Raw genomic sequence first — 18,242 nt, 5'->3', positions numbered from 1 at the left:
CACGGGCGAGGCCTTGCGCTGCCCGACCGAGGGTATGCGCACCCCGCGCTGAGGGTATGTACACTCACCACCAGAAGCACTCCGCGTTTTCGCTGGTAGACGAGCTGCCGAGAAGAACGAGCGAGCCGCGAGGTGTACACACCCTCAAAAGGGGTGCGCATACCCTCGCGGCTCGCGGCTCGCGGTTGCGCGTCCCGGCGTACTCGCCGGCAGAAGCCTACATCAGCTCGCAGACCTGGCTGGCAAAGGCCACGGGGTCCTCGGGCAGGATGCCCTCGACGAGCAGGGCCTGGTTGTAGAGCAGGCCGGCGTAGAGCTTGACCTTCTCGGCGTCGCCGGCGTCCTGCGCGGCGCGGAGCTTCTCGAAGACGGGGTGCTTGGCGTTGACCTCGAGCACGCGCACGGCCTTGGGGGCCTCACCGGCCTCGGGGCCGGCGGCCAGGACCTTCTCCATCTCAAGCGAGAGCGGACCCTCGGAGGTGATCACGGCCGGGGCGCCGTCGGCCGCCAGGCGCGTGGACACCGCGACCTTCTCGACCTTCTCACCCAGCGCGTCCTTCATGGCGCCGAACAGGCCCTCGTTGGCCTTGGTGGCCTCCTCGGCCTCCTTCTTCTCCTCGTCGGTGGCCAGGTCAAGGTCGCCGGAGGTCACGTTCTTGAGCTCGACGGTGCGATCCTCGACCTCGGGCTCGGCGCCGTCGGCAACGGCCTTCTCCGCCGCCTCGCGCGCGGCGTCGTCCTCGTAGGTCTTGGGCAGGCCCTTGGCCGTGAAGTCGCGCATGGCCTGGAAGCAGAACTCGTCCACGTCCTGCGTGCAGAGAAGGACGTCGTAGCCCTTGGCGAGCACGGCCTCCACGACGGGCATCTTGGACAGGCGCTCGCGGTCGTCGCCGGCGGCGTAGTAGATGGCCTTCTGGCCCGCGGGCATGGCGGCCACGTACTCCTGCAGCGTGACCATCTTCTGCTCGCGCGCGCTCCAGAAGAGGAGCAGCCCGGCGAGCTCGTCCTTCTTCATGCCGTAGCTGGAGTAGATGCCGTACTTGAGGCCGCGACCGAAGTTCTCGAAGAACTTCTCGTAGGTCTCGCGGTCGTTGTCGCGCATGGCCTCGAGCTCGGAGGTGATCTTCTTCTCTATGCGGCGCGCCATGGCCTGGAGCTGGCGAGTCTGCTGGAGCGTCTCGCGCGAGATGTTGAGGGAGACGTCGGAGGAGTCAACGACGCCGCGGACGAAGTTGTAGTAGTCGGGCAGCAGGTCGGCGCACTTCTCCATGATGAGGACGTTGGAGCTGTAGAGCTCGAGGCCCTTCTCGTAGTCGCGGCTGTAGAGGTCGAAGGGCGCCTGGCCGGGGACGAAGAGCAGGGCGTCGTACTCGAGCGTGCCCTCGGCGTGCAGGGAGAAGGTGCGCGCGGGGTCCGCCCAGTCGTGGAAGGTGGACTTGTAGAACTCGGCGTACTCCTCGTCGGTGACCTCGGAGGCGCGCTTCTTCCAGATGGGGGTCATCGAGTTGATGGTCTCGAGCTCGGTGTACTCCTCCCACTCCGGCTTGTAGTCGTCGCCGGCGTCCGCGGGCTTCTCCTTCTCGCGGCTCTTGGTCACGAGCATCTGCACGGGATAGCGCACGTAGTTGCTGTAGCGGCGGATGAGCTCGCGGAGCTTCCACTCGCTCAGGAACTCGTCGTAGGAGGCGTCCTCGGTGTTCTCCTTGAGCGTGAGGACGATGGTGGTGCCGCAGGCGTCGCGGTAGGCGGGGTCGTCGGCGGGGACGGGCTCGATCGTGTAGCCCTCGACGCCGTCGGAGGTCCAGCGGAAGCAGTCGTCGGAGCCCCAGGCGCGGCTGATGACGGAGACCTCGCGCGCGACCATGAAGGCAGAGTAGAAGCCCACGCCAAAGCGGCCGATGATGTCCACCGCGTCACCCTGGGCCTCGGCGTTCTCCTCCTTGAAGGCCTCGGAGCCGGAGTGGGCGATGGTGCCGAGGTTCTCCTCGAGCTCGGCCTCGGTCATGCCGATGCCGTTGTCCTGGACGGTGATGGTGCGAGCGTCCTTGTCAAAGGCCACGTTGATGGCGAGGTTGGCCTGGTCCACCTGCACGGAGCTGTCCGTGAGGCTCTTGAGGTAGAGCTTGTCGATGGCGTCCGAGGCGTTGGACACCAGCTCGCGCAGGAAGATCTCGCGGTTGGTGTAGATGGAGTTGATCATGAGGTCGAGCAGCTTCTTGCTCTCTGTCTTGAACTTGCGCATGCGACGCTCCCTTTCGTGCGGGTTGTTGAACGAAAGGGAGTCTACCCCTTTTTAGATAATCTCAGTCGCACGCGCTTAGATATGACAGTTTCCTCAGGTCCAACTGTCACCCCTGCCCGTCAGCCGGCGTCGTCCAGGAGAACCTCGCCCAAGAAGTCCGCGTCGTAGGAGATGGCCCCCGAGAGGCCTATGGGTCCGTCGGAGGCGATGACGAGGTAGTTGTCCTCCTCCGCGTGCTCGTCGTCCGTTGCGGGGACGACCTCGACGCAACCGAAGGTCGTGAGCGCCGTGGCAACGACGGAGCGGAGGAAGCTCACGTCCGAGCCTCCCTCGCGCGAGACCACGTTGGCCAGGAGCACGCCGCCCGGGGCGAGGGCGCCGCGCGCGGCGCGCATGGCCTCCCTCGTGGCGAGCTCCCTCACGGGCTCCGCGCCAACGAAGGCGTCGATGACCACGGCGTCATAGGTGCCCTCGCAGCGGCCCAAGAAGGCGCGGCCGTCCTCGCAGATGACGCGCAGGTCGCCGCCGCCCGCTCGGGCGAGCGCCACCGCCTCGTCCAGGAAGAACCAGCGGCGCGCGATGCGGATGACGGCGGGGTCTATCTCCACGACGTCCGTTCTGACGCCCGGGTGCTCGGCCGCCACCAGCTTGGGAAACGCGAAGCCACCGCCCCCGATGGCCAGCACGCGAGCGGCCGCGGGGCGCGCCTCGAAGAGGCGGGCGAACGCGCGGTAGTACTCGAAGACGGGTTCCATCCGTCGATCCCCGAGGTACGTGGCGGACTGGTAGACGCCGCCGGTGCGCAGCACGCGCACGCGGGCCCCCGAGGAGTCGCGCGTGGTGTAGACGAGCGCGAGGCCGGACGAGCAGCGCACGACGTGCGGGCGCACGGCCCACGCCCATCCGGCGACGGCCGCGGCCGCGGCGCCGACGATCCCCGCCGCGACGGCCCAGCCCCTCCCCTGGGGCAACCTCATCTTGCTCAACGCGCCTCACCTCCCTGGCTCGCCGTCAATGATACCCAGCTGCTACGATGTGGAGTCAGAGGAGGACACATGCGACTTCGGATCATAACCTCGCCCGCAAAGAAGATGCGCGTCGTGGACGCCCCGCCCTGGCCGGTGCGCGAGCCCGCGTTCCTCCCGCGCGCCCAGAGGCTCGTGGAGGAGCTGAAGGCGCTCACTCGAGACGAGGCCCAGACGCTCTGGAGGTGCAGCGACCGGCTCGCGGACCTCAACTACGAGCGCGTCCGCACCATGGACCTCACCCGTGGCGACACCGCGGCCGTCATAGCCTACGAGGGCATCCAGTACACGCACATGGCGCCCGAGGTCATGAGCGAGGGGGAGCTCGCCTGGTTGGACGAGCACCTGCGCATCCTCTCCGGGCTCTACGGCGTGCTGCGGCCCCTGGACGCCGTGGTGCCCTACCGCCTTGAGATGCAGGCTCGCCTTGCCGCGGGCGGCGCGCGCGACCTCTATGGGTTCTGGGGCGACTCCCTCTACGAGGCGCTTGCCGCAGAGTGCGACCTCATAGTCAACGTTGCCTCCGTCGAGTACGCGCGCGCCGTCACACCATTCGTGCGCGAGGGAGGGCCGCAGATCCTGACCTGTCTCTTCGGCGTTCTGCGAGACGGACGCCTGCGCCAGCCCGCGACCGAGGCCAAGGCCGCACGCGGCACCTTCATACGCTGGTGCGCGGAGCACGGCGTCAAGGGGCCGGACGAGCTGCGCGGCTTCCGCGAGCGCGGCTACACGCTCGACGAGGGGCGCTCCGACGCCGCGACGCTCGTCTTCGTGCGGGAGTAGCTGACCAGACGCGCAGTTTGCCCGCTCGTGCGAGGTCGGCGGGGCCCGCTGCGAGGTTTTGCCTTTCGTGCGATGTGATTTTGCGTCTCGACTCCGCTGCCAAGCCCTTCCGAAAGGAATTCATCTGGGGTTTCTTTGGCGGGAAGGAGAGCGGCCTCAACTCGGAAGGCAAAAGTGCATCGCACGAGCGGGCAAACCTCGCAGCCCACGCAGCTGCAAAACCGCCCTTCGGGCCGGTGGCTTTGCCCTCCGCCTGCAAAACCGCCCTTCGGGCCGGTGGTTTTTTGCCACTGATGCCAATTTGCTTGATACTTTGATATCTACAACAGGCATAACGCCACTATGCCATTGAGGGAAGCCCTCCAAAGCCCCCGATTTCCACCGGCCCGAAGGGCGGTTTTGCAGGCGGAGGGCCGGTCTTACTGACCCGAAGGCGTTATCTGCAGCGGCCACAGTCAATCATCTCGCGAGGACGCACCCGGACGGGCCGCGGCAGGGCGCACGGGTATGATGCTAGGAGAGATGGAGAGGCGAGAGGAGGGCAGCGTGGCAGACGTCGACCGGCTCATCGAGCAGATCATCGCGGCGACCCGCGCTAAGGCCGGCCGCGCCTTCTCCACCTCCAAGGTCTACGGCAGCGAGCCCATCCTCATGCGCGGCTCGCAGCTCGCGAGCTACCTCCCCGAGCCCATCCGCCGGATGCGCGCGCTCGCCCGCGGGCCGGAGGCCCGCGGCTGGACGGACGCGCGGCTCTTTGTGGAGCAGGCCCGCCTCATGGAGGGCTACGAAGACGACTGCCCCTACGGCGGGACGTTCCAGAGCTACTTCCCCACCTACAACGCCATGGACAACCACCAGCTCAGGGGCTACTTCACCTGGCGCGCCAACGTCCGGCGCGGCTCCGTGGAGAGGACGTCCACGTCCTTTGCCTACGTCTACCTCTACGAGCTCCTCAACGGCATAGGCACGGATCCGGGGGTACCCGCCTTTCGCGCCATCGAGTCCTTCTGGCAGAGCTACCGCGAGTTCGAGCCCGCCATGGACCGCTACGCTCGTACGTGGCTCGTCGACTACGCCGTCTACCACGGGCTCGACCCCGCGCTCGCCCAACCCTACGCGAGCACCGACCACAACAGAGCCGTGGCCAGGCTCGAGAGGGCGGAGAGCCTCGCGCTGAGCCGCCCCGCCCAGAGGGGGCGCCGCCGCGAGCCCTACGCCTTCGGCGCGAACCCGGACGCCGAGGAGGAGCTCCTCGCCGCGCTCGACGCGCTCTCGACGTACCGCCCGCTCGAGTCTCGCCTCTACCGCGACGACCCGGACGCCCTTCGCAGCGTGACCTGCGCCGTCTTTGCCAGGCTCGCCCACTACTACCAGGGAAGCCGGAGGCAGGGCCTCGTGGAGAGCCTTTTCGGGAGGGCGAGCGCGCTCCCCTACCTCATGTTCGCGTCCGCGGTGTTCTACCCCGGCGCTCGCCACCCCGACTGCACCTACGAGCTGGACGAGACGTGCCGCTTCGTCTGCCAGTCCGGCATCTGGACCTGCACCTCGCTCCACGACGGGGGCGGCCGCAGCTCAAAGCTCGGCCAGATCCTCCGCGCCGTGGACCGCCAGCTGCGCGTCGCGCTCGACTACCCGCACCCCCTCAAGGACCGGGCGGATCCCAAGTACCTCGTGCAGCTCATAGAACGCGAGGTCAAGGACTATCTGGCATGGAGAGAGGCGCACGCGCCGGTCCGGGTGGAGATAGACCTCTCCAAGCTCGCGGGCATTCGCTCCGCCGCGGCAACCACGCGCGAGGCCCTGCTCGTGGACGAGGAGCGCGAGGACCAGCCAGCGCCGTCGCCGGCTCCGGAAATCGAGCCCGCCGCTCCCGTCGCAGAGCCCGTCACGCCGGTCGAGCCACCCACCCAAGCCGCGGAGGAGAGGGCCCCCGCACCAATAGAGGCCAAGAAGAACGCGCCGCTCGGCCTCGCGCCAGACGAGCTCGCCCTCCTCGAGGACCTGCTCTCCGGCCGCGCCCCAGAAGCCGCCTCGCCCGACCTCCTCGTGGACTCGATCAACGAGAAGCTCTTCGACCTCGTGGGCGACACCGTGCTGGAGTTCTCCGACGCCGGCGTCCCGCAGCTCATCGAGGACTACGCCGAGGACGTGCGCTCCGCCCTCGCGTGAGCCCGCTATGATGGTGGCGTAACACGTCACGCAACCAGGCGTCAGCGCGCCGGAGCGCCCGAGGAGGCATCATGAGGAGAAAGCTCGGCATCTCTATCTACCCCGACCACAGCGACCCCGCGCAGGACCGCGCCTACCTCGAGCTCGCCGCGCGCCACGGCTTCGAGCGCATCTTCATGAGCATGCTCGAGGTCGCGGGCGGCCGCGACGCCGCGGTGGCAAAGTTCCGGGACATCATCGCCTTCGCGCACGGCCTGGGCTACGAGGTCGTGCTCGACGTCGCCCCCAACATCTTCGACGAGCTGGGCGTCTCCTACGACGACCTCGGCTTCTTCCACGAGCTCGGCGCGGACGGCATCCGCCTGGACACCGGCTTCGACGGCCGCCGCGAGGCGCTGCTCACCTACAACCCCTACGGCCTTGCCATCGAGCTCAACATGAGCAGCGACGTCGCCTACGTCGACAACATCCTCTCCTACCAGGCCAACCAGCCCTTCCTCTATGGCTGCCACAACTTCTACCCGCAGGAGGGCACGGGACTCCCCTACGACTTCTTCGTGAGCTGCTCGCGCCGCTTCAAGGAGAAGGGCCTGCGCACCGCCGCCTTCGTCTCCTGCGCCCAGGGCACGCTCGGCCCCTGGCCCGTCAACGACGGCCTGCCCACGCTCGAGATGCACCGCCACATGCCGGCCGACGTGGCGGCCAAGCACCTCTTTGCCACCGGCCTCATCGACGACGTCATCATCGGCAACGCCTACGCCTCCGAGACCGAGCTCGCCGCCGTGGGCTCCGTCGACCGCTACCAGACCCGCTTTGCCGTGGAGCTCGAGCCCGGCGCGAGCGAGCTCGAGCGCGCCATCGTCCTGGACGAGCAGCACGAGCGCCGCGGCGACATCTCCGCCCGCGTGATCCGATCCACCGAGGTGCGCGTCAAGTACCGCGGCGAGGCCAACCCGCCGCACGACAATGACGTCGAGCTCCAGCCCGGCGACATCGTCGTGGGCAACGACGACTTCGGCAACTACAAGAACGAGCTGCAGGTGGTCCTCGAGCCGCACCGCGACGCGCGCAAGAACCGCGTGGGCCGCATCGTCCCCGAGGAGCTCGTCCTGCTGCCCTTCATCAAGCCCTGGTCCAAGTTCCGCTTCACCGAGCGATAAGAACGAGCGATAAGAACGTGACGTGGGGACGGAGGGTTTGTCACCGCTCCGTCCCCACTGTCCCATACCGCCGAGTTCTGCCGGCGCCATTTGGCCCTTCGCCCCCGCCCCTGCCTCGTCTCCGCCCCGTTCCTACACTCCCGAGACCGTAACAACCGGGGCCAAAAAGCCAGATTCAGAGACTTGAGCCCAGTTCTTCCCCTCCCGCGGGCGTAAGAACCCACAGAGCAGCTCGCTCGCCGTGCACCTCATGCATATAGCTGTTTATTAACGCTATTATGACGTTAATACGCATCACATCGATGTCAGTAGGTATAATCACGCTAATCTTGGAGAAGGGAGCGACCATGTCCGCAACCACAATGAAGCCAACGACCGTACGTTTTGACGAGAGCCTCAAGTCCGAGGCAGTCGCCATCCTCGATTCGATTGGCCTTGGACTGAACGCCTACCTCACACTTGCCCTTCGCCAGCTGGTAAACCAGCGCCGAGTTCCCTTTGAGCTCGTTGCAAAACGTGACGTGCCCAACGAGGAGACGCGCCTGGCGATGCTGCGCGCAGAAGCAAAGTCCGCCGGCATCATCCCCGATGACGATTCGTCGTTCAGCAGCATCGAGGACGCCATGGCGTATCTCGAGGGCCGCTGATGTACACCATCAAATTCGACTCTGCCTTCAAGCCTGACTATCTCCGGGTAATTCGCCGCCACCCATTCATAAAAGACGAATTCCTCACTGCCATGCGAGAGCTCGCGGCAAGCGGCACTCTTCCCGAGTCATACGGGGCTCACAAGCTCAGCAATCCAGACGAGAACTACAACGTCCACATCGACTTCCACCTCTCCGATGGAATCGTAGACGTGAATGTGCTCTATCTTCCCCATAAGACAAATCCAGAGATACGCTTCGTGCGTATGGGAAGCCACTCGGAGCTGTTCCAGGGACCTCAGAAATAAGTGAGTTGCGGCCAGATGCTCATCACAAAACGAGAAGAGCCCGCGACCTCCAGACGGCCCTACCCCAGACCCTCGCAGTACGCCCGCGCGTCCATCGCAGGAACGCTCGACCCCCGGTACGCTGACGAGTCGCGCGTGACGATGGCCTCGGCACCAAGGAGCTCTGCGGTAGCTCGGACGATTCCGTCCTCCAGGTCCGGCTCTTCGGACGAGAACGCGCCGTCGAGCACGGTGCCAGTAAGATCGGCAACGTCCATGAGGGCCCGGAAGTCATCAAGCCGAGAGCGCACAAGCGGCTCGTCGTGATAATGACGGCAGAGAATGTAGTACACATCCTTGATGCCCGCCGCCAGAATAACCGGGGTCTTGTCATCAGACGAGAGCAGCGCTTCAAGAAGCCGAACAGCATCACCATGGTGTTCGCGCTTGGCACTCAGATAGTCGAGGATGATGTTGGTGTCCAGCACAACCCTAGCCAAAGCGCCTCACCCTCTCGTCGTCGAGCAGGTCGCGATCGGAAACGGCCGACTCCCACTCCGGCTCGTTGGCAACATCCTTCTCGATGCGTCTGGTCAGCGCGCGCAACCTATCCAGGCGGGTACGACGGTCCTCTGCAGCGGCGTCTGCGGGTTGAATGACGACCCAGGGCCTGCTGTTCTTGAGCACGACGAGCTCGGCACCCGTCTGGTTGACCAGCGCCGTCAACTCGCTGAACCGGTTCTTTGCCTCACGGACTCCTACCGCCTCGAGCGCCTCTGACATATTCCCTCCTTCAACGTAGCTACATTATATAGAACTGTAGCCACATCTAAGAAGAGAACAGGTCAAGTGCCGAGAAGAACATGGAGGTAGCCCTCGTCAGACTCGCCAGGCGGGACGCGCTCACATCATCCGAAATCACGAAGGACAGACATGCCGTTATCCATCAGCCGTCTGCGCAGCGCGGGACCAAACTCCCTCTCAATGGCACTCCACACCGCGCGCATCTCGGGGGTCCGTCCCCTCGTACCATGGGCGTCACTGGCGATCGCAAAGACAAGCCCCCTGCTCAGGGCCCAGCGCGAGACCGATGCACAACGCCGACCAAAGCGCCCGAGGACGCTGTCCTTGTCTAGCTGGAGGAGATAGCCCTCGCTGGCCCAAATCTCCATGCACTCCGGGGTCTCCCAGACCACCGGATAACGTTCCGGGTGCGCCAGCACCGGAACGTAGCCCGCCCGCTTCACCTCGGCAGCCGCACGCTCGATTGCCGCTACCCTCACATCAAATCGAAACTCGATGAGCAGGCACCTCGACCCCGCAAGCGTGAGGACCTCCCCACGCTCCAGCGCCCGAGCCAGGCCTCCGTCACAGAGAAGCTCCATGCCCGCATGGAGCGTCAGCGGAATCCCCAGCCTACCGAGCTCGCCTCCAAGAGCGTCCACGCAGCGACGAATCCTCTCGATGCGCGATGGAAGGTTTCGATCGCTGGCCGAGCAGTGCGGCGTGCACACAACGTGGCTCACGCCAGAGCCCGCCGCAACTCGTGCCATCCGGATGGCATCCTCAAGCGTTTCCGCCCCGTCATCAAGGCCCGGCAGTATATGGCAGTGGATGTCGATCGAGTTCCTCATCAGCATCTCCCCGTGGCCCGTAGCCGCGACGATTTCTTGCTGGCTACATAATCAATCACCAAAATGCCGCGCGCATTCCCTCACCACATCGTCTCTCAGTGAGACGAAGAGCCTGTTTTTATGTGCTGATTTCCAACAGAGTTTATGACATTAATTACAAAATGTTTTGCTTCAAGAAATGACGGGTTGTTCTTATAAACACAATATAGAGCAACATTCGAAAAAACGAATGAAAACAGCGCTTTGCAGATAAACGCAGGGAAAAGAAGCAGGCTGCTGAACAGCAGCTCCGATAGATAAAATGTAACGGCACACATCACAATCGCAAGAGCGAATCCACGTGCCTGGGCAAGCACATACCTCCCCAAACTTGTATGAAAATAATGCCTAAACAGAACTTGAGACTGCCAGGGGAGAGAAACAACGAGCATAGTTAAAATTGTTGATAACAGTACGCCAATAATGCCGAAAGTCCTGACGAGAAGCAGATTAATTGCTAAATTGAATAGCCCCTCAAGAAGGACCCTCCATCGGTCCTCCCACCATAGTCCAGCAGCATCCTTATATAACTGCACGGGCATAATACAATGCTGTACATAGAAATATATACAGAATACTGTCATCGTCATATCATCAAATAATGCATTGCTGCCTTGCCATAGTTCAATAAATGGCTGATAAGTACTAATGAGGCAGGCAGAAATAACGACGAGAACCCATCTCCAGACAAAGTCAATCTTTTCGAATGCAAGCCTATTGCTATCTGCGCTGACGAGGGCCATGGAATTGCCCACCGTTGATGTTACCGATGAAATCGCTGCAAAGAGAATCGCATTTATTGCAGCATAAATGTAGTAATAGAGATTGTATTTTCCCAATGCGATCAAACCGATGAACATCGAAATAATGATGCTATCAAGCCCATTGCAGAGAGAGTATGAAACTTTGTTTAGCGCTAGTCCAATAATTTTCTTTTTTATATCTTTTAGTTCGTCCTTTGAAACCTTGCCAACACAGAGATACTCTGGATACATTTTTGTTGCAATATATGCCGTAATTAAATTGTACAATAGATTAATTACTGGCAAAACAATAATATAGAGATAATAACTTTTGAATACAAATAGGAAAATGAACTGAACAAGATATTGGACCAGCATTAGAGCAATATGTACGATATTTCCAATGTCGTTACGTTGGGCTACGGTTAGCAAACAAGACTTATATGCGAAAGCAAAGTATCCTACCGCAACGCCACCCAAGTTAATCCAATACACCAAGCTTAAATCGATTTCTCGAGGATAGCTTCCCGATATGAGGCTCGGTATTAATGGCGTTATCCCAACACCAACTACAATAATAATTGTACCTATTATCCTATAGGCAATTTTATAGATTCTAAGCAGTGCATTGACCTTGCCTACCTCGTGTTTTGCAAATGGCTCATACATGCTGACAACAAGCGCACCCGCAAAGCCAAGCTCGGCCAGGTTTAACACGTTAAGAACTGCCGTAAACAAAGAGTTCAGGCCAAGGTATTCAAGCCCGAGGGTCCAGGTAAATACAGTGCGGACCGCAAACGAAAGAGCCAACATCAGTATTTTGTACAACATCCCTGTACTTATGTTGTACCAGGCTCTTACTGCTCTATTTCCCATTACTGGCTCCTTTAATTGTAGAGACCAGTGCTGAATAGGCAGACGGGATAAGGGCGCAAAATGCCGCCTTAACTACACCTATGCCTAAACTCCGTTTCGGGTAATTCAGCCATTGAATAAAGTGCCCTCTCATGTATCTCCCCATGTCCTTCTTGCTCATAATGAGAGCCTCATCACCAGCTTTTTCATAAGGACAGTTTGATAGTACGTATAGATACATATTGAAGGCGTACAGCTCGAAATCCGCTCTTAGGTTGCTTGGGGTGCTCTCTTCAACGTATCGCACCGCACGTAGGGTGGAATTTACCCGACTGATTGAAGTCTGCTTGCACAGGGACTGTTCGTCGGATTGATTGTATCTGTACACATTGTCATCAGGTATATAAGTTCCTGATACTTTATTTGTTAGCCTACTAATGCGATATAGGTATACGAAATCTTCGTTATTGCTGATCTCTTCTGGAAAACTGCTTGTTTTAGCAATATCTGATTTGAAAATATATCCCCAAACAGCCGTCTTCCTTTGGTTCATAAGGTACTTGCTATAATTTCCGCCGCACCACTCCCAGAGCTCTATATCAAAATACGATGTCCACATATCCAGCTCGCCTGCGGCAACGCCGTGATACATGGTTTCAATTGCGTTGGGCTTCATCGTGTCATCCGCGTCTACGAACATGACGAATTGACCCTCTGAAAGCTTAAGCCCCGTATTCCGCGCTGCCGACACGCCGTTGTTCTTAGTGTGGATTACTTTTACTCTAGGGTCATTCAGGGACCATTCATCGCAAATTGTTCCAGATGCATCAGTTGACCCATCGTCAATGAGCACTATCTCGATAGTGCGGTATGTCTGACACACAACGCTCCCAATACAATCATTTATAAATTTCTCTTTATTGTATACAGGTATTATCACTGAGATGAGAGGGTAGTCCGAAGTGTGTTTCATAGCTGCTTCCTACCACATGTCGCATTCAATAAGATTCGGCTTTTGAAGTTATGCCACCTAAGGCGAGAGCCCTTGAGCCTATACTCTAAAGTGCTTCCCGCGCGGCGGCACAACCTCTTCCTCAACAATCTCGGGCTCAACGACGGGCTTAACTCCCTCGTCAACCTCATCCGCCAGCCCGCCATACCCGTCCCCGTACGATCCATACCCGTACTTCCCGTAGCCATAGCGGCCATACCCATACCCATAGCTTCCTGCGGTCTGCGGGCAGCCATTCAAGACATAACCCAGCACGGACGCCCTCTCGCCATCCAACATGGACAGGGCATCCTGAACGTTGTGGCGGCCCACCTTGTCAAACCGGACCACAAACAGCACCTCATCCACCCAGTTGGCGAGCATCGCCGCATCTTGGAACATGCCACATGGGGAGGCATCTAGGACGATGTAGTCCCACTGCCCCCGCAGCCCATCAAACAGCGACGGCAGCCTCTCGTCACTCAGCACCTCAACGGGGTTCTGAACAGGCCCGGCACCGCCCCAGAAGCCAATGCCGCTCTCCTCGAGCAAGACGATGCAGTCATCCACACCAAGACCGGAATCCTCGAGCACCTCTGCCGGGCCATGGCTCGCCCCGCACCCCAGCAGCGCGCCATCCCCTTGGCTGCGCAGGTCCATGTCGACCAGCAGCACCCTGCTCCCGTCCTGCGCAAGCTGCTCGGCCAGGTTGATGGCAACCGTTGACTTGCCCTCGCCGGCAATGCTGCTCGTGACCAGCACCACCTTTGCTCCGCGCTCCGACAGAGCGTCACGAACGCGCGCACCCATCGCCCGCGCACTCTCCCTGAACCCATGCGAGACGCGCTTGTCCAGCGCGGAGACGTACCTGCTCGCAGCGCTCCTCTTACGTGCCTTGGCACGAACCTCGGGCAGCGCCCCCAGGCACACCATGCTGGAGACGCTCTCCAGGTCCTCTGCCGTCTTAATCGTATTGTTGAAGAGGGCAATCAGGCCAACCACAAGCGCCGCAGTGCATATGCCGCCCATCACCCCAAATCCCCAGATTCTGCTCTGGCTCGGCTCATTCACCGGAGTTGCAGGGGTTGAAATCTCGTCAATAAGGTTGAAGGCAATGTTGCCCAGCACAAATCGGGAGACCTCCGGATACACCTCGAGCGCCTTCTCCAGAATGGCGCGCGCGTTCTCTGGGGAGGCGCTATCGACCCACATGGTGACCATGTTGGAGTTATCAATGGTCTGCGCCTCGATGGTGCCGTCAAGCGAGTCAGTGCCCAGTGCATCCTCGAGCACGCCTCTGAAGTAACTGCTGTCCAGAACGTACGGGAACGTCTTGGAGAGCTGGCTCGCCGAGCTCACGGAGCTATACAGGCTGCTGCCGTCGCCAGACGTGATGGTAAAGGTCGCCTCGCTGCGATAGAGCGGCGTATAGCTCACGTAGCTCGCAACATACAGACAGCCGACCCCGATTGCAACGCACGCAAGGAACAGCCACCACATCCGCCGGGCAATGCGAAGATAGTTGCTGGCAAGCTCTGCCATGTCCAGCCCCTGCTCCTCATCTCGCACGGGCGAGAGGTCGAGACCGTACCTTCTGTCGTTCATATCCGCTCCCACTAGATTCCCTTGCCTCAGTACGCGCTGTAGCCCCGGCCATGGGTCAGGGACCACTCACCCTGGAAGGCGTTGAGCACAAACCCCGAGAAGTCCCCGGCGCTCTTCCATGCAACGTCCACCGTGTCGTTGATGACGCGCACGTCGGTCATGTCCTGGCGCACCACCAGGACGACGGTGTCCACCTGGCGCATCCAGAGCTCCGCATCCGCCGCCGCGGCGACGGGCGAGCAGTCCACGAAGATGTAGTCGAACCGCTCGCTCAGCTCCGCCATCACATCTGCAAGCCTCTCGCCGCTAAACACCGCCATGGGATCACGCAGCGCCTTGTACTGGAAGAGCTCGTAGACGCCGCTTCGCCCGTTCAGCACCGGGCCCACGCCCGCCACGCCGTCCTCGAGCACGTAGTCCGAGAAGGACGGGCGCTCGAGGTTCTGCTCGTCAAAGATGCGCCGCTGCGCGGGTTTTCTAAAGTCGCCGTCGATCAGCAGCACCCGCCTGCCGCGCTCGGCCAGGGCGGCTGCCAGGTTTGCGGCGACCGTGGACTTTCCCTCGTTCTCCTCCACGCTCGCAACCAGCACGGTCTTGAAGCCTCCCGAGCGCAGGTGCGCCTCGAGGCGCGTCGCGGTGCGGCGGTTTGCCTCGGCAAAGCCCATGCTCACCAGGGGCGAGGACAGCACCAGCGCCGGAACGGACCTCTCGTCACCGCCCCTGACCACGCGCTTGCGCTCAAACGGGACCGTCCCGAGCACCCTTCCGTCCAGGAGGTCGGACGCCTGCTCCGCCGTCTTGACGGTATTGCGCAGCAGGTAGATCAGGGCTATGAGCGCCACGGCGCCAAGTGCCGCAATCGCGGCGCCAAGGTAGCGGTACGCAATGAGCGGTGACGTGTTCGAGGGGCTCTCCGGCACGGATGGCTCCTGCACGAGCTGCAGCGTTGCGTTGGAGAACACGTAGCCAGACACCCGCTCGTAGTTCTGGAGGGCAGACTGGATGAACAGGTATGCCTGCCGAGGCGTGGGCGAGGTGACGCTTAGCGTGAGCAGGTTGGTGCCGGACACCTGCGAGCAGGACACGCTTCCCTCCACGGGCTCGCCCACGCTCGCGGATATCTCGTTTCTCAGCGCCGAGCTCTGGAACACCTCGCTGTAGACCGCCGTCATCTGGCTCGCCTGGGCAAGGGACGAGTAGGCGTCCGCCCCCTTCACGCGAATCACCAGCGTCGCGGCGGAGGTGTACTCGGGAACGTAGGTCAGCTTCCCCACGCCCGTCATGCCCAGGAAGGTCGCCAGCGCAAGAGCCAGCACCACCCACCAGTTCTGGGCCACCTGGCGTGCCGCCTCGCGCACCGTAACGCCGTCAAGAACCACTCCTCCCCTGCTCATGACAACGCCCCCTCCACGATGACGGTCAGCCACATCTGGCCGTACGGCACGTCCTCGGCGCCGCCCATCTGATAGTGGACCTCGTAGATCCCCGGGGTGGAGGTGTCCACGTTTGAGCTCACCTGCAGCTGAGCCGGATCATAGCCCCCGCCCGAGGCATCGGTGACGCTTGCGACGTATGCCAGCGGGTCAAAGCCGTCTCCCTGAACCACATATGCCAAAGGCTCGGTCAGCTCGATGAAAAGGTTCTGCGATCCGCGCTCGTAGACGTGTATGGGAAACGCATAGCTTGCCGTGTCGCCAAAGCTGTTCGTGACCTCCATGGTGATGGAGTAATCACCAGGGGTGTCGTAGGAGGCATCAGTCCCGCCGTAGGTGACCCAATCCGTAAGGTCGCCATCCAGCATGTCCGCGGCAGAGAACATCCCTTGGACATCAGCGTTGGTAGTGGAGCCCTCAGAGAAGACCAATGGCGCTGAAAGCGAGAAGCGCGGGGAGTGGTAGTCCATGAAGCGAACCCTGCGGCTCGTCGTGGCCATGTTCCCCGCGGAGTCAAACACCACGTAGCTCAAGTCGCAGACGCCGGGCTGGATGAAGCGGGTGAAGCTGCCCACCAGCACCTGGCTGGTGAGGTCACCGTCTCTGGCATCCGACGCCGTGACGCCCTCCGTGAGCTGCTCCGTCGTGTATTCACAGGTTATGTCGATGGAGTCGCTATCGGCGGAGATGCTGGGCATCGTGTCGTCACGAGAAACCAGCTCCCGCACCTCGGCAAACACGAACACCGCAACAGCCAGCGCCAGCGCCGCCAGAGCCACCCTCCTCAGCAGTTTCAGCATGAATCGTTCCTCTCGCCTTTCTGGCTCGCCGATCCAGAGCCCAGAGACCTCGGGGTATCCTCGCCGAGAAACTCACGCAGCCGTCCCTCGTCAATCTCCTCGAACCTGCCGTCGTCGATCAGATACACGCGCGTGCACTGCTCAAAGACGCTTGGCCTGTGGGCAGTCACGATGACGGTGCGCCGCGGATTGTGACTCACGATCTGCCGCAGCACGCGGCGCTCGGTGGCAACGTCCAAGGCACTCGTCACCTCGTCCAGAAGCAGCACCGGGGCGTCCGCCAACACGGCACGTGCGATGGAGATGCGCTGCTTCTGCCCCTCGGAGAGACGTTGCGCGTTGTCCCGGACAACGGTGTCGGGCCCGTCCTCCAGCTCGCTCACAAAGTCCCAGGCGCAGGCGGCCCTGAGCGCCCGCTCCACCTCCTCGTCGGAGGCATCCGGACGCATGAGGCGCACGTTGTCTGCGATGGTTCCGCTGAAGAGCGTGTTGCCCTGCGGGATGTAACTGAAGAGCCTCCGCGTTGCGGCAGAGACCTGTTCGGGCCCCTCGTCCCCGCAGCTCACGCTCACCTGCCCTGCACGGGGGTGAAGAAGACCCAGCAGCAGCTTGAGGGTTGTTGTCTTGCCCAGACCCGAGGGACCCACCAGGCCAACAATCTCCCCTGGTGCCGCGCGAAACTCCGCGCCCTCGTAGACCGCCTTGCCCTCCGCGTAGGCGGCGGTGACGCCATGCATATCCACCAGCACGCCCGTCTCGCGGGCACGCTCGAACATCCGCCTAAGCCTGGTCGTCTCCACCGCCGTCTCTCGCGGAAGCTCGGTGATCTCCATGACTCGGCCAGCGCTCACGCAGGCACGCAGCGCGCTGGGCACCAGATTGACCACAGACGAGAAGGACGAGCGCAACGATCCCGCCATGCCCACCAGCATGGTCATGGTGCCGTAGCTGATCTGCCCCTGCCAGAGCCGGTAGATGGCAAACCCATAGCACGCGTAGCCGATTGCCTGCCCCACAAGTGAGGTGAGGATGTTGCCAAGCTGCTGGTACTTGTTACGATCCAGCTGGATGCGCACCGACTCCCGCTGCTGCTCGCGGTAGCGCCCGGTGAAGGTATCGACCAGGCCAAACGCCTTGATGGTCTGCAGGTTCTGGAAGAGCTCCTGGTTGAAGGAGACGTTCTGGCTGGCAAACTCCTGGTTCTTCTTCTGATACTCGCGCATCTTGATGATGTTGTAGCGAGAAACCAGCAGCGAGACGGGCGCACCGCAGAGGGCGATGGCCGCCATGGCAGGGTCGTTCTGCATCATGACCACGAAGGCGCCGCCAAAGCTCACGAGCATGGACATGAGGCTTGGGATGAAGGTGAGCACGTTGTTGATGACCATCATCACGTCCCCGCCCAGGCGATACTGGATGTCGCCGGGGCGGTACGCGGACATGGCCTCCCAGTCCGCCTGGATCACCTGGTCGAAGATGTCCAGGCGAATGCCCTGCGAGATGTGCAGGTTGATCCGAAGGGACATACGACTGCGGATGGCCGAGACGAAGATCTGGCCCACGCCGACGCCCACGTACGCCGCCGCAGCGAGGCCGAGCATGCCGCTATCGTGCCCCGTGACGCTGTCGACGAGGGTCCGCGATGCCATGGTGGTCAGCAGCCCCAGGGCGGAACCGGTCATGTTGAGCAGCGTGTATCCGCCGATGGGCAGCCAGAACATCTTGATGTAGTGCCCTATCCACATGAGCTGGGAAAACAGCTCCTGCAGCTTGCCCTCGCGTATGCGGCGGGCAACACGGCGTATGTAGGCGATCAGATACTTCATGTG

General features: G+C 61.7%; 16 protein-coding genes. 5 read left to right on the top strand and 11 right to left on the bottom strand.

Annotated elements, in window-relative coordinates; genetic code table 11:
- Positions 1 to 217: 217 nt before the first annotated feature.
- Both htpG and B5F79_RS06615 read right to left on the bottom strand, forming a co-directional pair.
- The gene (gene htpG, locus B5F79_RS06620) at positions 218 to 2,242 is read right to left on the bottom strand and encodes a molecular chaperone HtpG (RefSeq protein WP_087219173.1); all 2,025 of its coding nucleotides are present in this window, start codon (positions 2,240 to 2,242) and stop codon (positions 218 to 220) included.
- 119 nt (positions 2,243 to 2,361) lie between these two features.
- Entirely contained in the window at positions 2,362 to 3,219 is an 858-nt protein-coding gene (locus tag B5F79_RS06615) for a spermidine synthase (RefSeq protein ID WP_087219350.1), read from the bottom strand.
- Positions 3,220 to 3,297: 78 nt separating this feature from the next.
- On the opposite strand from B5F79_RS06615, the gene yaaA reads away from it, so the two are divergent.
- From yaaA to B5F79_RS06590, 5 genes are all read left to right on the top strand, one after another.
- Positions 3,298 to 4,050, top strand: coding sequence for a peroxide stress protein YaaA (gene yaaA / locus B5F79_RS06610; RefSeq protein ID WP_087219171.1), 753 nt, complete (start codon positions 3,298 to 3,300; stop codon positions 4,048 to 4,050).
- A 546-nt stretch (positions 4,051 to 4,596) separates the two neighbouring features.
- The gene (locus tag B5F79_RS06605) at positions 4,597 to 6,219 is read left to right on the top strand and encodes a TerB N-terminal domain-containing protein (RefSeq protein WP_241147267.1); all 1,623 of its coding nucleotides are present in this window, start codon (positions 4,597 to 4,599) and stop codon (positions 6,217 to 6,219) included.
- A gap of 71 nt (positions 6,220 to 6,290) precedes the next feature.
- A complete protein-coding gene (locus tag B5F79_RS06600; protein ID WP_087219165.1) occupies positions 6,291 to 7,379 on the top strand; it encodes a DUF871 domain-containing protein in 1,089 nt (362 codons plus the stop codon).
- A 347-nt stretch (positions 7,380 to 7,726) separates the two neighbouring features.
- Positions 7,727 to 8,026, top strand: a complete 300-nt coding sequence (locus B5F79_RS06595) for a type II toxin-antitoxin system RelB/DinJ family antitoxin (protein WP_206391064.1) — start codon at positions 7,727 to 7,729, stop codon at positions 8,024 to 8,026.
- Positions 8,026 to 8,334, top strand: coding sequence for a type II toxin-antitoxin system RelE/ParE family toxin (locus B5F79_RS06590; protein WP_087219162.1), 309 nt, complete (start codon positions 8,026 to 8,028; stop codon positions 8,332 to 8,334). The genes B5F79_RS06595 and B5F79_RS06590 overlap by 1 nt, the downstream gene beginning before the upstream one ends.
- Positions 8,335 to 8,393: 59 nt before the next feature.
- On the opposite strand, the gene B5F79_RS06585 is transcribed toward B5F79_RS06590, so the two are convergent.
- The 9 genes from B5F79_RS06585 to B5F79_RS06550 all read right to left on the bottom strand — a co-directional run bounded on the left by B5F79_RS06585 (position 8,394) and on the right by B5F79_RS06550 (position 18,239).
- Positions 8,394 to 8,813, bottom strand: coding sequence for a PIN domain-containing protein (locus B5F79_RS06585; protein WP_087219159.1), 420 nt, complete (start codon positions 8,811 to 8,813; stop codon positions 8,394 to 8,396).
- Positions 8,806 to 9,096, bottom strand: coding sequence for a type II toxin-antitoxin system Phd/YefM family antitoxin (locus B5F79_RS06580; RefSeq protein WP_087219156.1), 291 nt, complete (start codon positions 9,094 to 9,096; stop codon positions 8,806 to 8,808). The genes B5F79_RS06585 and B5F79_RS06580 overlap by 8 nt, the downstream gene beginning before the upstream one ends.
- Positions 9,097 to 9,221: 125 nt before the next feature.
- Positions 9,222 to 9,947 (bottom strand): tyrosine-protein phosphatase, encoded by a 726-nt coding sequence (locus tag B5F79_RS06575; protein WP_087219153.1) that lies wholly within the window; start codon positions 9,945 to 9,947, stop codon positions 9,222 to 9,224.
- 95 nt (positions 9,948 to 10,042) lie between these two features.
- Positions 10,043 to 11,605: a lipopolysaccharide biosynthesis protein gene (locus tag B5F79_RS10850; RefSeq protein ID WP_143786263.1), complete on the bottom strand. Its 1,563-nt coding sequence runs from the start codon at positions 11,603 to 11,605 to the stop codon at positions 10,043 to 10,045.
- Positions 11,595 to 12,557, bottom strand: a complete 963-nt coding sequence (locus B5F79_RS06570) for a glycosyltransferase family 2 protein (protein WP_087219150.1) — start codon at positions 12,555 to 12,557, stop codon at positions 11,595 to 11,597. Before B5F79_RS06570 ends, B5F79_RS10850 begins: the two co-directional genes overlap by 11 nt.
- A 78-nt stretch (positions 12,558 to 12,635) precedes the next feature.
- Positions 12,636 to 14,180 carry a polysaccharide biosynthesis tyrosine autokinase gene (locus B5F79_RS06565; protein ID WP_087219147.1) on the bottom strand — a complete coding sequence of 515 codons (1,545 nt, stop codon included), beginning with the start codon at positions 14,178 to 14,180 and terminating at the stop codon, positions 12,636 to 12,638.
- 26 nt (positions 14,181 to 14,206) lie between these two features.
- A complete protein-coding gene (locus tag B5F79_RS06560) occupies positions 14,207 to 15,574 on the bottom strand; it encodes a polysaccharide biosynthesis tyrosine autokinase (RefSeq protein ID WP_087219144.1) in 1,368 nt (455 codons plus the stop codon).
- Positions 15,571 to 16,413, bottom strand: coding sequence for a hypothetical protein (locus B5F79_RS06555; protein ID WP_087219141.1), 843 nt, complete (start codon positions 16,411 to 16,413; stop codon positions 15,571 to 15,573). Before B5F79_RS06555 ends, B5F79_RS06560 begins: the two co-directional genes overlap by 4 nt.
- Positions 16,407 to 18,239, bottom strand: coding sequence for an ABC transporter ATP-binding protein (locus B5F79_RS06550; protein ID WP_206391062.1), 1,833 nt, complete (start codon positions 18,237 to 18,239; stop codon positions 16,407 to 16,409). The genes B5F79_RS06555 and B5F79_RS06550 overlap by 7 nt, the downstream gene beginning before the upstream one ends.
- Positions 18,240 to 18,242: the final 3 nt, after the last annotated feature.

Source organism: Olsenella sp. An285 (assembly GCF_002159625.1).
Taxonomy (GTDB): Bacteria; Actinomycetota; Coriobacteriia; order Coriobacteriales; family Atopobiaceae; genus Thermophilibacter; species Thermophilibacter avicola.
The sequence above is the reverse complement of the archived record's forward strand: the minus strand, read 5'-3'. Positions and strand labels throughout refer to the sequence as shown.

What these genes read in the sequence shown, in the direction of transcription:
- htpG (WP_087219173.1), bottom strand. Translation starts at nt 2,242, where the DNA reads ATGCGCAAGTTCAAGACAGAGAGCAAGAAGCTGCTCGACCTCATGATC.
- B5F79_RS06615 (WP_087219350.1), bottom strand. Translation starts at nt 3,219, where the DNA reads ATGAGGTTGCCCCAGGGGAGGGGCTGGGCCGTCGCGGCGGGGATCGTC.
- yaaA (WP_087219171.1), top strand. Translation starts at nt 3,298, where the DNA reads ATGCGACTTCGGATCATAACCTCGCCCGCAAAGAAGATGCGCGTCGTG.
- B5F79_RS06600 (WP_087219165.1), top strand. Translation starts at nt 6,291, where the DNA reads ATGAGGAGAAAGCTCGGCATCTCTATCTACCCCGACCACAGCGACCCC.
- B5F79_RS06595 (WP_206391064.1), top strand. Translation starts at nt 7,727, where the DNA reads ATGTCCGCAACCACAATGAAGCCAACGACCGTACGTTTTGACGAGAGC.
- B5F79_RS06590 (WP_087219162.1), top strand. Translation starts at nt 8,026, where the DNA reads ATGTACACCATCAAATTCGACTCTGCCTTCAAGCCTGACTATCTCCGG.
- B5F79_RS06580 (WP_087219156.1), bottom strand. Translation starts at nt 9,096, where the DNA reads ATGTCAGAGGCGCTCGAGGCGGTAGGAGTCCGTGAGGCAAAGAACCGG.
- B5F79_RS06575 (WP_087219153.1), bottom strand. Translation starts at nt 9,947, where the DNA reads ATGAGGAACTCGATCGACATCCACTGCCATATACTGCCGGGCCTTGAT.
- B5F79_RS10850 (WP_143786263.1), bottom strand. Translation starts at nt 11,605, where the DNA reads ATGGGAAATAGAGCAGTAAGAGCCTGGTACAACATAAGTACAGGGATG.
- B5F79_RS06570 (WP_087219150.1), bottom strand. Translation starts at nt 12,557, where the DNA reads ATGAAACACACTTCGGACTACCCTCTCATCTCAGTGATAATACCTGTA.
- B5F79_RS06565 (WP_087219147.1), bottom strand. Translation starts at nt 14,180, where the DNA reads ATGAACGACAGAAGGTACGGTCTCGACCTCTCGCCCGTGCGAGATGAG.
- B5F79_RS06560 (WP_087219144.1), bottom strand. Translation starts at nt 15,574, where the DNA reads ATGAGCAGGGGAGGAGTGGTTCTTGACGGCGTTACGGTGCGCGAGGCG.
- B5F79_RS06555 (WP_087219141.1), bottom strand. Translation starts at nt 16,413, where the DNA reads ATGCTGAAACTGCTGAGGAGGGTGGCTCTGGCGGCGCTGGCGCTGGCT.
- B5F79_RS06550 (WP_206391062.1), bottom strand. Translation starts at nt 18,239, where the DNA reads ATGAAGTATCTGATCGCCTACATACGCCGTGTTGCCCGCCGCATACGC.